Annotated in this window: 1 protein-coding gene (cut by a window edge); it reads right to left on the bottom strand. The window is 69.1% G+C overall.

Annotated elements, in window-relative coordinates; genetic code table 11:
• Nucleotides 1-14,776 carry the 5' portion of a non-ribosomal peptide synthase/polyketide synthase gene (locus AB0M14_RS21030; protein WP_364997394.1) on the bottom strand. Its footprint begins 3,197 nt before the window's first position, so only the first 14,776 of its 17,973 coding nucleotides appear in the window; the start codon lies at nt 14,774-14,776; the stop codon falls past the left edge of the window.

Raw genomic sequence — 14,776 nt, 5'->3', positions numbered from 1 at the left:
AGGTCAATTGGTTGACGATCGCGGAGTGCGGGACGGTGACGCCCTTCGGTACGCCGGTTGAGCCGGAGGTGAAGATCACGTAGGCGGGGTGGCCCGGGCGTAGGGGGCGGACACGTTCGCTGTCGCGGATGGGGTCTTCGGCGAGGTCGCTCAGGGCGAGCTGGTCGATTTCCCATGCGGGGATGGTGGTTTCGATGGGCAGGCCGTCGCGTGCGGTGGTGAGGATGCAGGCGGGGGCCGCGGTGTCGAGGATGTGGGTGATTCGGTCGGTGGGATGGTCCGGGTCGATCGGGACGTAGGCGCCGCCGGCGCGGACTACCGCGTACATTGCGACGACCAGTTCCACCGAGCGTCGCATGGCGAGAACGACGGTGGTTTCCGGGCCGACGCCCACGCTGATCAGTTTGCGCGCCAGTTGGTTCGTGGCGCCATCGAAATCCTGGTAGCTGAGCCAGTTCTCGGTGGTCGCGTCGATGAGCGCTTCGGCGTGGGGGGAGCGTGCGACCTGTGCCTCGATCAGGTCGGCGAGGGTGGCGGGTTCGATCGGATATGTGGTGCGGTTCCAGTCGTCGAGCAGGCGAGCGCGGGCCGAGCCGAGCAGATCCAAGTCGCCGATGACGGTTTCCGGTTGTGCCGCAACATCTTCCAGCACATGGCGAAGTTGGCCGGCGATGCGTTCAGCCGTGCCTGTTTCGAAGAGGTCGGTCGCATAGCCGAGGGCGAGTTCCAAACCGGCGGCGGACCCGTCCGGGCCGTAGTTGTCGACGGCGAACAGGTGCAGGTCGAATTGCGAGACGCCGCTGTCGTATTCGAGCGCTCGAACCTCGAGGCCGGGCAGCCGCAGCTCGCCGCGCTCATGGTTCTGGAACGAGTAGCCGACCTGGAACAGCGGGTGACGGGCGGTGGACCGTTCCGGGTTCAGCACTTCCACGAGCCGCTCGAACGGGACGTCGGCATGGGCGAACGCCGCCACATCGCCGGTACGCGTCCGTGCGAGCAGTTCCGCGAAGGTCTCGGCCCCGTCGACCCGGGTGCGCAGGACAAGGGTGTTCACGAACATGCCGATAACGTCGTCCAGTTCGGCCGCTCCGCGGCCCGCGATCGGCGTGCCGACCGTGATGTCGCCGGTACCCGACAACCGGCTGAGCAGTGCCACGAACGCGGCGTGCACGACCATGAACAGCGTTGCGCCACTGCGCTGGCCGAGGCCGACCAGAGCAGCATGCAGTTCCGCGTCGAGGGTGAGCTCGACCTTCTTGCCGCGCAGGCTTTGCCGGACCGGGCGAGGATGGTCGGTGGGAAGCGCGAGCTGATCGGGAATCCCGGCCAGCGCCTCGGTCCAGTACCCGATCTGACGCGCCGCCGGCGATTCCGGATCGTCCTCCGCGCCGAGCAGCGCCCGCTGCCACAGCGCGTAATCGGCGTACTGCACCGCCGGCGGAGACCACACGGGTGCGGCTCCGTCGAGGTGCGCGGTGTAGGCGAGCATGAGGTCACGGGCGAAAGGCGCGAGGGAGGATCCGTCGGCGGCGATGTGATGCAGCACGGCTGCGAGCACGAACTCCGTCGCGCCGGTCTGGAACAGCCGCATCCGTACCGGCACTTCGGCGGTGATGTCGAACGTCGTCACGGCCAGCTGCCGGATGTGTTCCAGCAGTGTGTCTTCGGCGACAACGAATACCTCGAGGTCCGGAAGGGCCTGGTCCGCGGGCAGGATCACCTGCGTCGCGACGCCGTCCACCTCCGGATACCTGGTCCGCAGCGACTCGTGCCGCGCGATCACGTCGGCGACCGCGGCACGCAGTGCGGCGATATCCACCGCACCGGTCAGCCGCAACGCCATCGGAATGTTGTAGGCGATCGACCCGCTGTCGAACCGATTCAGGAACCACATCCGCTGCTGCGCGGGCGACAGCGGCAACGAATCGGGCCGCACCCCGGCGACCAGCGCGGGCCGCGCCTCCGCGGCGCTTGCCGTCACCAGGGCGGCTAGGTCGGCGACGCGGGATGCCTCGAACAGCGCGCGCACCGAGACCGTCCGTCCCAGCGCCGTGCCGATCCGGGCGACAGCCTTGGCGGCGAGCAGCGAGCTCCCGCCGAGGGTGAAGAAGTCATCGTCGGCGCCGACGCGATCGGCGGACCCGAGCACTTCGGCGAACACCCCGGCGACGATCTCCTCCGCCGGCGTGGCCGGCGCACGATAGGTCGTGGCCTCGAAGGCCGGTGCGGGCAGGGCCGCCCGATCCAGTTTTCCGTTGACGGTCAGCGGGATTCGATCAAGCACCACGATCGCGGCCGGCACCATGTGCTCGGGCAGCACCCGGCCCAGATCCTTGCGCAGCCGCGCGGTGTCGAGCGCTCCGGCGACAACATAGGCGACCAGGCGCGGTTCGTCGACCAGATCGGTGCGCACCACGACCACCGCTTCCCGCACGGTCGAGGCGGTGTCGAGCAGCGCGGCTTCGATCTCACCGAGTTCGATCCGGAAGCCGCGCAGGTTCACCTGCTGGTCGGCGCGGCCCAGGTATTCGAGGTCGCCGTTAGCGGTCCAGCGCGCCAGGTCACCGGAACGGTAGGCCAGCGTCCCGGCCGCACCGTAGGGGTCGGCGACGAACCGGGCCGCGGTGAGCGCGGGGCGACCGAGGTAGCCGCGGGCCAGCTGGCCACCGGAGACATAGATTTCACCGGGCACCCCGACCGGTACCGGGCGCAGCCGGGAGTCGAGCACGCGGACCACCAAACCCGGTATCGCACTGCCGATGACACTCGCCGATCCGATACCGGGTGCGATCGGCCGGTAGGACACGTGCACCGTGGTCTCGGTGATGCCGTACATGTTCACCAGGCGCGGCTGCTCGGGATACCGCTCGAACCAGGCGGACAAACGCTGCGGTTCCAGTGCCTCACCGCCGAATATGACTGTGCGCAAGGCGTATTCGGCAGGCTCGGCGTCCGCGTCCGCGGCGATCAGTTGATAGAACGCCGAGGGGGTCTGATTGAGTACCGTGACACCCGCGCCGACCAGCAATTCCCGGAACTGCTGCGGCGACCGCGAGGTGAAGAAGTCGACGACGACCAGCTCGCCGCCGTAGAGCAGCGCGCCCCACAGCTCCCACACCGAGAAGTCGAAGGCGTACGAGTGGAACATGGTCCACACATCCGCGGCGCCGAAATCGAAGTGGCGCTGGGTGTTGTCGAAGAGCCGCAGCACATTACGGTGCGGGACGACGACACCCTTCGGCCGTCCGGTGGAGCCGGAGGTGTAGATGACGTAGGCGGTGTGCCCGGGATCCAGCGGTGCGCGCCGGTCCGCGTCGGTCAACGGTGCGGCGTCCAGCGATTCGAGGTCGGTGACGTCCAGATCGATGACCGGGCCGCCGAACCAGTCCCGTGGGAGACCCGTTGCGGCGCTGCTGATCGCGCAGACCGGGCGCGCGTCGTCGAGTACGTACTCGATGCGATCGGCGGGATAGTTCGGATCGATGGGCAGATAGCCACCACCGGCTTTGATCACCGCGAGCAGTGCCACGACCAACTCGACCGTGCGCGGAAGCGCGACCGCCACGAGGGTTTCCGGCCCCACGCCCGCGGCCGTCAGCTTGCGAGCGAGGCGATTGGACCAGGCATCGAGATCGGCATAGCTCAGCGCGATCTCCCCGGCCCGGACCGCGACGGCAGCCGGGTCGAGCAGTGCGGCACTCGCGAACCGGTCCGCGAGCGTCTCCCGCACCACCGTGCCCGCCACACCGGCGCCCGCCCATTCGTACAGCGCCCGCTGCTGCTCCTCACCGCTGAGCAGCTGGATGTCCCCGACCACCACGGTCGCGTCGGCCGCGATGGCCGCCAGCACCTGAGTGAATCGGCGGGCCAGTACCGCGATCGAGTCGGCGTCGAAAAGGTCGGTGGCGTAGCTGATCTCGATGTCCATGCCGTCGGCGCGGCCGTCCGCGTCATCGGATTCCAGCACGGTGAACTGGAGATCGAACTTCGCTGCGGCGGTGTCTAATTCGAGCGGCGAGACCGTGAGATCGTCGAGCTCCAGGCGGGGCAGCGGGAAGTTCTGGAAGGTCAGCGCGACCTGGAACAGCGGATGCCGGTTCCGCGCGCGGGCCGGTGCGAGCACCTCGACCAGCCGCTCGAACGGAAGGTCCGCATGGGACAGCGCGTCCAGATCGTGGGCACGCACCGTGTCGAGCAGCGTCTCGAATCGCGCCCGCGGATCGATCTGGGTGCGCAGCACGAGCGTGTTGACGAACATCCCGACCAGCTGGTCGAGCGCGGCCTCGCCCCGGCCGGCGACCGGTGTGCCGACCGCGATATCGCCGGCGCCGGACAGCCGGGCCAGCAGCACCGCGAGCGCGGCGTGCACCGTGCTGAACAGGGTCGCTTCCCGCTTGCGGGCCAGCTCGCGCAGTTCGCCGTGCAGGTCGGAGTCGATGCGCAGCCGGTGCGTCGCGCCACGATAAGTTGTCTCGGCCGGGCGCGGCCGGTCGGTGGAAAGCTCGAGTTGCTCGGGCAGACCGGCCAGGGTTCGCCGCCAGAAGTCCAGCTGCTGGTACGCGGCGGTGCCCGGTTCGGTGTCCACGCCCAGGGTTTCGGCCTGCCATAGGGCGTAGTCGGCGTACTGCACCGGCAGCTCGTCCCACTGCGGCGCCGATCCCGCGCGCCGGGTGGCGTAGGCGGTCATCAGGTCGCGCGCCAGCGGTGCGAGAGAAACACCGTCGGCGGCGATGTGATGCAGGACCAGCAGGAGCACGTGCGCTCCGGTCTCGGTCTCGCTGAACAAATGCGCGCGCAGCGGCGGCTCCTGACTCAGGTCGAATATCGCCGCTACGCAACCGGACAGCCGAGTGCGGAGATCAGCCTGGAGCACCTCGATCGCTCGAAGCTCGGAGACATCCTGCGGCGCGGGCAGAATGATCTGCTCCGCGCCGTCCGGACCCTCGCGATAGACCGTCCGCAAGGTTTCGTGGCGCGCGATCAGGTCGCTGAGCGCCGCCGAGAGTGCCGCGACATCCAGCTGACCGGTGAGCCGCAACGCGACCGGAATATGGTTCACCGCGTCGCCGGGACCGGTGTCACCGCCGGTCAGGAACCGGTTGAGGAACCACATTCGCTGCTGGGCCGCCGACAACGGGATCCGCGCCGGTCGTTGCCGCGCCGCCAGCGCCATCCGGCCACTCCCCTGCCGTGCCGCGGCCCGGGCTGCCAGTTCCGCCACCGTTGGGGCCTCGAACAGCACCCGCACCGGCAGGTGTGCGTCCAACGCCGCCCCGACCCTGGCCACCACCTGGGTCGCGGTCAGCGAATTGCCGCCCAGCGCGAAGAAGTCGTCATCCAGGCCGACGCGGTGCGTGGCGGGGAGACCGAGAACCTCGGCGTAGATCGCCGCGATGGTGACCTGCGCGGTGGTCGCGGGCGCCCGGAAGGCCGCGAGCTCGACGACCGGCGCGGGCAGCGCCTTCCGGTCGAGCTTGCCGGCGGAGTTCAGCGGGAACTCGTCGAGGACCTGGACCACCGACGGGACCATGTAGGCGGGCAACGCCCGAGCCGCGCTGCGACGCACCGCTTCCGGTAAGCCCGCCGGGTCGGCCGTAGCGGTGATGTAGGCGACCAGCTGCTCTCCGTGCGCGGTGGCGGCAATGATCGCCGCCGCCTGGGCGACGCCAGGGGCCGCCGCGAGCACGGCTTCGATCTCGCCGAGCTCGATCCGCTGGCCGCGCAACTTCACCTGGAAATCGGTGCGCCCCAGGTACTCCAGCTCGCCGTCGCCACGCCAGGTGACCAGGTCTCCGGTGCGGTACATGCGCTCGCCGAACCGGAAGGGATTGGCTACGAACCTGTCTCCGGTCAGATCCGGTCGCCCGGCATAGCCGCGGGCGAGCTGCGCACCGGCGAGGTACAGCTCGCCGGGAACGCCCACCGGGACCGGCCGCAACCGGCTGTCCAGCACGAACACCTGGGTGTTGAACACCGGTGCGCCGATCGGGACGGTGTGCGCGTCAGCGTCGATCACCTCGTGGCTGGTGACGTCGACGGCGGCTTCGGTCGGACCGTAGAGGTTGAACACCCGCGCACCAGTGAGCTCGCGCACGGCCTGAGCCGGGCCCGGCGGGAGCGCCTCGCCCGAGGCGAAGACGAGCCGCAGCGAATCACACCGCGCTACAGCTGGTTCCGCTACGAACAAGCTCAGCATCGACGGCACGAAATGCGCCACCGTGACCTGTGCATCCGTGATGACTTCGGCCAAGTAGGCCGGATCCCGATGCCCATCCGGCTTCGCGACCACGAGCCGAGCGCCGATCTGCAACGGCCAGAACAACTCCCACACCGAGACGTCGAACGTGACCGGTGTCTTCTGCAACACCGCATCGGCATCCGTCAGCACGTAGGTGTCCTGCATCCACACCAGGCGGTTGACGATCGCCCGATGCGAAACCGCCACACCTTTCGGCCTGCCGGTGGACCCGGAGGTGAACAGCACGTACGCGGTGTTCTCCGGATGGAGCGCCCCGAGTCGTTCCTCGTCGGTCAGCGGTGCGTCCGAGTATTCGCCGGTGTCGAACTGATCCACATCCAGCACAGCCCACAACCGCGAATACGCCTCGTCGGCATCGAGTTCCAGCCCGTCGTCACTCCGGGTCAGCACACAGACCGGTGCCGCGCTGTCCAGCACATGCGCGATCCGCTCGATCGGATGCTCCGAATCCACCGGCACATACGCGCCACCCGCGACCACGACCGCGTGTATCGCGACCAGCAGATCCAGCGACCGGCGCATGGCCACAGCGACCGTGCTGTCCGGCCCGACCCCGATCGAGACGAGCAACCGCGCCAGCCGATGCACCCGGCTCGCGAATTCCGCGTATGTGAGCTCGGCGCCCTCGAACGCGACCGCCACCGCCGCCGGACTCCGCACCACCTGCGCCTCGAACAGCGACACCAGCGTCGCCGTCGAATCCACCTCGTACGCCGTGTCGTTCCAAACGTCGAGCACCAGCGACCGTTCGGCCGCCGACAACAACTCGATGTCCCCGACCGCCTGCCCCGGATCCGCGCACACGCCGTCCAGCACCCGCACCATCCGCCCGGCGAACGCGGCGATGGTCGCTTCGTCGAACAGATCTGTCGCGTATTCGAACACGGCGTCGAACCCGGCCGCCGCCTCCCGCACGGTGAGCTGCAGGTCGAATTTCGCTGTGCGAGTGTCGATCTCCAGCCGCGCCGCGGTGAGACCGGCCAGCTCGAGTGCAGTCTGCGCGGTGTTCTGGAAATCCAGCATCACCTGGAACAGCGGATGCCGCGCCCCCGTTCGCTCCGGCGCGAGCACCTCCACCAACCGCTCGAACGGCAGGTCCGCATGCGCGAACGCCGCCAAATCCCGATCCCGCACCGCCGCGACCAAATCGGCGAAGGACACCTCCGGCCGCACCTCGGTACGCAACACCACCGTGTTGACGAACATCCCGACCAGCTCATCCAGCCGCTCGTGCCCACGCCCCGCCACCGGCGTACCGATCGCGATATCCCGCTGCGCCGAAAGCTGCGCCAGCACAACGGCGAACGCCGCCTGCCACACCATGAACACCGAGGCATTCGCCCCCTCGGCCACCCCTCGCAACCGCCGCCGCGTCTCCGCCGAAATCCCGAACGAGTACCGCGCCCCCCGCCCCGACGCCACCGCCGGCCGCCGCCGATCCGCAGGCAGCCCCAACTCCTCGGGCAACCCCTCGAGCTCCCCGGCCCAGTACCGAACCTGTTGAGCAATAACCGATTCTGCGTCCGACTCGCTCCCGAGCGCCGCCCGCTGCCACAACGCGAAGTCCGCATACTGCACCGGCAACGCCGCCCAACCCGGTGCCGTCCCGGCACACCGCGCCGCGTACGCCACCATCAAATCCCGCGTCAACGGCCCGATAGACCACCCGTCCGCGGCAATGTGATGCATCGACACCACCAGCACATGCACGACGTCATCAGCCGAATCAGCCAGGGCCCCCGCAACATTGGTCTTCCCTCCGGCCGTAGCCCCGACTCCCGCGGAATCGGCTGGCGGGTGTGCGTCGATCGGGCGCAGCAGCGCCAGTCGGATGGGTGGCTGCTCGTGCACGGCGAACGGTTCTGCTGCGAAGGCACGAATTCGTGTGGATAGGTCGGCGGCGGAGACTTCTTCAGGTTCGAGGTCGGGGCGAATCTGGTCAGCAGCCAATACCTCCTGATACGGAATGCCCTCCACTGCGGGGTATCTCGTTCGCAGTGCTTCGTGGCGGGTCAGCACGTCCGTGACGGCGGCGGTCAACGCGGCGAGGTCGAGGGCGCCGGTGAGTCTTATCGCGGTTGCGAGGTTGTTTGCTGAGGAGTTGGCGTCGTACTGGTTGAGAAACCACATTCGCTGCTGGGCGTAGGACAGCGGGACTCGGTCGGGGCGGGGGCCTGCCACCAGTGGTAGTCGGTTCCTCGTACCGGTAGTGGGCAGGTGGGCTGCCAGCGCACCGACGGTGGGGTGCTCGAACAGCAGGCGGATCGGTACGTCGGCCTGGATGGTGTCCGCGATGCGGGCGACGATTCGGTTGGCGACAAGGGAATTGCCGCCGAGGGCGAAGAAGTCGTCGTCCAGCCCGACTTGCGGTACACCGAGGACTTGCGTGAACACCGTTGCGACAACCAGTTCGAAGCGGGTCGACGGGGCACGAAACTCGGTGGCCCCCAGTACCGGATCCGGGAGGCCCTTTCGGTCCAGCTTGCCGGAGCTGGTCAGGGGCAACGCGTCCAGCGCCAGGTAGGCGGACGGCACCATGTACGAAGGCAGCACAGCTCGCAGGTGGTCACCCAGTACCGCAGGCAGATCCTGCTCCGCGAGAGGGGATTCCACGTAGGCGACGAGCATTTCGCCTGCGGCTGCGGCGAATATCCGCACCGCCGCCGCGCGCACTTCCGGCACCGCGCGCAAGGCTGCTTCGATCTCGCCGAGCTCGATTCGCTGCCCGCGCAGTTTCACCTGGAAGTCACTGCGGCCCAGATACTCCAGCACGCCATTCCGGTCGCGCCGCACCAGATCACCGGTGCGGTACATCCGGTCCCCGGCCGGTCCGTAAGGAGCGGCGACGAATCGCTCGGCTGTCAGCTCCGCCCGTCCGTGGTAGCCCCGCGCCACCTGCACACCGGCGAGGTACAGCTCGCCGACCACCAAGTCGGGCACCGGCCGCAACCGGCTGTCCAGCACCAGCGCCCGGCTCTCGTCGACCGGGCGCCCGATGGGCACCGGTCCGGCCTCCGCACTGACCACAGGAGCGTGCGTGGCGTGCACGGTGAACTCGGTCGGCCCATACAGGTTGTACAGCCGTGCCGCACTGATCTCGGCGAACGCGGCGGCCGCTGCCCCGGTCATCGCCTCGCCGGCCACGAAAACCGTTCGCAGGGAGGCGATCTGCTCGGCGTCCACGGCGGACGCGAACACTGACAGCATCGACGGCACGAACGAGGTCATCGTCACCGTATGCGCGTCGATCATCTCGGCCAGATAGGCACTGTCGCGATGCCCGTCATGCCGGGCAACGACGATGCGCGCTCCGGATACCAACGGCGCGAACAGCTCCCACACCGACACATCGAAAGTCGCGGGCGTCTTGAACAGCACCACATCGGGCTCCCCGATGCCATACTCCCCGGCGATCCACCGGATCTGGTTGGACAGCGCCGCCCGCTGTACCGCAACACCTTTCGGCAGTCCCGTCGACCCAGACGTGAAGATCACGTATGCGGTGTTGCTCGCCCGCACAGTGCGCGGGATCTCCGAATCAGTCAAGTGCCCAGGCGAATATGCCGAGGAGTCGATCGAATCGATCGCGACTACCGGTATCGCCGCCGTGAGTCCCCCCATCCACCCATCGGCCGAGCGGGTAAGAACACACACCGGTGCCGCGGTCGACAACACGTGCGCGAGCCGGGTGGACGGCTGGTCCGGATCCACCGGAACATAGGCCCCACCCGCTGTGAGCACTGCGTATGCCGCGATGACGAACTCCGCCGAGCGCCGCATACCGAGTACGACAAGCGCTTCCGGCCCGACACCCGCCTCGATCAGCATCCGGGCCAGCCGGTGCACCTCGGCGGCGAACTCCGCGTAGGTCAGCGCCCGTCCACCATCGATCAGCGCGACCGCATCGGGCGTCCGGCGCACCTGCGCCTCGAATGCCTCGAGCACGTCCCCGGAAAACTCCGCGGCTTCGTATCGCCGAACTCCGGAATGCACTGCCGCGACACCAGCTTCAAGGGCCCGCAATTGCCCGGCGGCATCCAGGAGCGGCAGATCGGCGACCACGGTGTCGGCATTCTCGACCACCGCGCGCAGCAGCACCGTGAACCATCGCGCGAACCCCGCGACCGTCGCCGCATCGAACAGATCGGTGGCGTAGGAGAGTTCGGCGGGAACCTCCGCCGGTGCCGAACCTTCCCTGTGCTCGGCACCGGCGAAGCCGTCAGTGACCGTGAGTTGTAGGTCGAACTTGGTCACTCCGGTGTTCACACTACTGCTGGAGACCGACAAGTCGGGCAATTCGAATCGGATTGCCGCCGCGGTGTCCATGGCGAGCAGCACTTGGAACAGTGGGTGCCGGGCCCGGGAGCGGACCGGGTTGATGGCCTCGACCAGCTGCTCGAATGGCAATTCCGCGTGTCCGAAGGCAGCGAGATCGATGTCACGCACCTGCTGGAGCAGGGCGGAGAACGGCGCGGCGGGATCGATCGGCGTGCGCAGCGCCAGGGTGTTCACGAACATCCCGATCAGGTCGTCCAGCGCCCGATCGCCCCGGCCCGCGACCGGTGTGCCGAGGACGATGTCGCCACTGCCCGAAATCCGCGACAGCAGTGCCGCGAACCCGGCGTGCAACACCATGAACGGGGAAACTCCGTGCGCCCGAGCCAGCTCCGCGATGCCCGCCGCCGGCAGCTCGAACCGGTGCACCGCACCACCTCCGGAGGCGATCGCGGGCCGCGGCCGGTCGGCGGGCAGCTCCACCTGGTCCGGCGCACCGGCCAGCGCATCGGTCCAGAACGCCACTTGCCGGGACAGCACGGATTCGGGATCATCGGCCGCACCGAGCAGTTCCCGTTGCCAGAGGCTGTAGTCCGCGTACTGCACCGGCAGCGGCGTCCACTCCGGCGCGCGACCGGAATGCCTTGCCCCATAGGCGATCATCACGTCCCGCGCCAGCACGGGTAGCGAAAGTCCATCGGCGGCAATGTGATGCAACACCAGCACCAGTGCGCAACTGTCGTCGTCGACCGTGAAAATCCGGGCCCGGATCGGAATCTCGCATTCGAGATCGAACCCGGCCGCGGCGAAGGTCCGCAACCGCTGATCCAGCGCCTCCGCTTCGATCGCGACCGGCGCACCGATCAGCACGGTCTCGGCGAGCACCACCTGCTGTGCGAAACCCACCTCGGACGCGGCGACGGCCGGGAAAACGGTGCGCAACACCTCGTGCCGGGCGACCACGTCTTCCAGCGCCGACCGCAGCGCGTCCAGGTCGACCGCGCCCCGCAGCCGGACCACGAACGGCATGTTGTAGTCCGCGCCGCCTTCGAACCGGTTCAGGAACCAGATCCGCTGCTGCGCCGGCGACAGGGGAACCAGCGGCGGCCGCGGCCGTGACCGCAGGAACACGGCCGCGCGGCCGCCGCTGGTTCCCTGGGCCCGCTCGATCAGTCCGGCGAGTTCGGCCACCGTGGCGGCGCCGAACAATTCGCGAACTCCGAGCCGGCATCCCAGGTCGGCGCCCAACCGCGCCGAGACCTGGGTGGCTGTGAGGCTGTTTCCGCCCAGGGCGAAGAAGTCGTCATCGCGTCCGACCCGTTCCCGGCCCAGCACCTCGCCGAAGACCCGCGCCACCGCGTCCTCGACGGGTGTCGCCGGCGCCCGGTACCGCGCGGCGATCCGGCCGGGCGCGGGCAGCGCGGCCCGATCCAATTTGCCGGACGCGGTCACCGGCAGCGTCTCGAGCACGACGAACGCGGCAGGCACCATGTAGGCGGGCAGCGCGCGAACGGCCGCGGCCCGCAATCGCTCGACCTCGACCGTGCCCACCACGTAGGCGACCAGCTGCTCCTCGCGCACCACCGCGACCGCACGCCGCACACCGTCGACCGCGCCGAGCACGACCTCGATCTCGCCGAGCTCGATCCGCAGCCCCCGCAGCTTGATCTGGAAGTCGGTGCGCCCCAGGTATTCCAGTTCCCCGCGCGGGGTCCAGCGCACCAGATCCCCGGTGCGATACATCCGCGCCCCGGCCCCGAACGGGTCGGCCACGAAACGCTCGGCGGTCAGCGCGGGCCGCGCCACGTAACCCCGGGCGAGCTGTACCCCCGACAGATACAGCTCACCCGGAGCTCCGACCGGGACCGGCCGAAGGCCGCTGTCCAGGACATACACCCGGGTGTTGAACACGGGTGCGCCGATCGGCACCGCGAGGGTATCGGCATCGGTCACCTCGTGGAAGGTGACGTCGACCGCAGCCTCCGTGGGACCGTACAGGTTGTGCAGCCGGGCCCCCGTCAGCACCCGCAACCGCTGGGCCAGCGCGCCGGGCAACGCCTCCCCGGAAGCGAACACCCGCCGCAGACCGGTTTCTCGCGGGCGCTGCTCTCCCGCCAGGAACAGTTCCAGCATGGAGGGCACGAAATGCGCGGTGGTCACGCCGAATTCGGCGATCACCGCCCGCAGGTAGGCCGGATCGCGATGCCCGTCCGGCGCCGCCAGCACCAGGGTGGCGCCGATCTGCAAGGGCCAGAAGAACTCCCACACCGACACATCGAAGGTCGCGGGGGTTTTCTGCAGCACCACGTCGTCGGCGCGCAGCCGATAGGCGTGCTGCATCCAGACGAGCCGATTCACGATCGCCGCGTGGCTGACCGCGACGCCTTTCGGCAGGCCCGTCGATCCAGAGGTGAAGAGCACGTACGCCGGGTGCGCGGGCGCGAGTGCGGCGGTGCGCTCCCGCTCCCACACCGGCCCGTCCGGGTATCGGGACAGATCGAGATCATCGAGCACGATCACGCCCGGAACACCGGCCGGCCGATCGGCTTCGGTGCTCAGCACGCAGCGGGGCCGCGCCGTCTCCAGGATGTGCGCGGTCCGCTCCGCCGGATGATCCGGATCCAGCGGCACGTAGGCCGCGCCGGCCGCGAGGATCGCGTACATGGCGACCACCAGGTCCACCGACCGCCGCAGGTGCAGCGCCACCACCGTCTCCGGCCCGGCCCCATGCTCGATCAGACAGCGGGCCAGCCGATTACCGCGCCCGGCCAGCTCCCGATAGCTCAGCGTCTCGGTCCCGAAGCGCAGCGCGACCGCGTCCGGCGTCCGCGCCACCTGCGCCTCGAACATCGAAACCAGCGTCGCCGCACCACTGCCCGGAACCTCGAAATCGGTCGTGTTCCACAGCCGGGTGCTCACCTCGACTTCCAGTTCGGTTGCGACATCCACCGCGCCCAGCGGTGTGTCGAGGCCGGACTCGACCAGCCGTTCCAGATACCGCAGGAACCGTGCGTGGTGCCGGGCCAGATCCTCGGCCGCGTACAGATTCGGGTTCGCCTCGAAATCGACGTGCACACAGTCGCGTTCGCCGTAGTAGACATTGAGGCTCAAGTCCTCCACCGGGCCGGTGGAGAGCACGTGATACCGGCCGACGGTGGCGCCGAGCGTCAGATCCCGCTGGAACAGCATGATGTTGGCCAGCGGCCCGAACAGCGCCCGATTCCGCGGGGCGTCGTGGGCGGCGTCCCGCCGGATGTCCTCGTGCCGGTAGCGCTGATGCCGCAGCGCCCCCGCCAGCTCCACCCGGGTGGCCCGCAGCGCCTCCGACCAGCGCACCGCGCGTCCCACCCCGACGCGCAGCGGCACGATATTCGACAGCATTCCCGCCGACCGCCGCATCGCCGCGGTGGTCCGCGCCGTGACCGGCAGACTGAGCACCACGTCGTCGCGATCGGTGAACCGCCCGAGGTAGCTCGCGAAGGCCGCCAGCAGCACCACGGCGATGGTCGAATCCTGGCTTGCCGCAACCTGGTTCATGCGCTCGACCAGGTCGTCCGGCAGGGCGCGGCCGGCGATCAGGTTGGCCGCCGCCCGCGGCGCGGTGCGCCCGTCGAGGCTGGTGACCGCGTCCAGCCCGGCCACCCGCTGCGCCCAGTGCGCCCGATCCGCCATGAACCGGGAGCTCTCCCGGTAGGTCAGTTCACCGCCGACCAGCTCGGCCAGCGGCGCGGGTCGCACCGGCTCGACCTCGGTGCCGAGCACCCGCGCGGTGTAGCGCTCGGCCACCCGCATCGTATTGGTCAGCGCGCCGTAGCCGTCGAGCACCAGGTGGTGGGCCCGCAAGTACCAGAACCAGCGCTGCTCGCCCACCCGCAGGATCGCCCCGGCGAAGAGCCGGTCCCGGAGCAGGTCGATCGGCGCGCCGGCGTCGGCCCGCATCCAATCCTGGGCGGCGGCAGCCGGATCCGGATGACCCCGGAAGTCGATCAGCGGCAGCTCGATCGGCAGTTCGGGATCGAAGCACTGATACGGCTGCCCGCCGGACTCGCCGAGCCGGACCATGGTGGATTGGTAGTCCAGCGCCGCGTCCCGCGAAATCTCTTGCAGCGCAGCTACATCCAGCTCGCCCCGGACATCCACGTACTGCGCGATGTTGATCGGCACCTCGGGTTCGAGCAACTGCGCATACCAGAGGCCGAGCTGAGCGGGGGCCAGCGGAAACTGCTCCGGGGTACCGGGCAC

The sequence above is a fragment of the Nocardia sp. NPDC051832 genome, assembly GCF_040681285.1.
GTDB lineage: Bacteria > Actinomycetota > Actinomycetes > Mycobacteriales > Mycobacteriaceae > Nocardia.
This window is presented reverse-complemented; position numbering and strand designations above follow the sequence as displayed.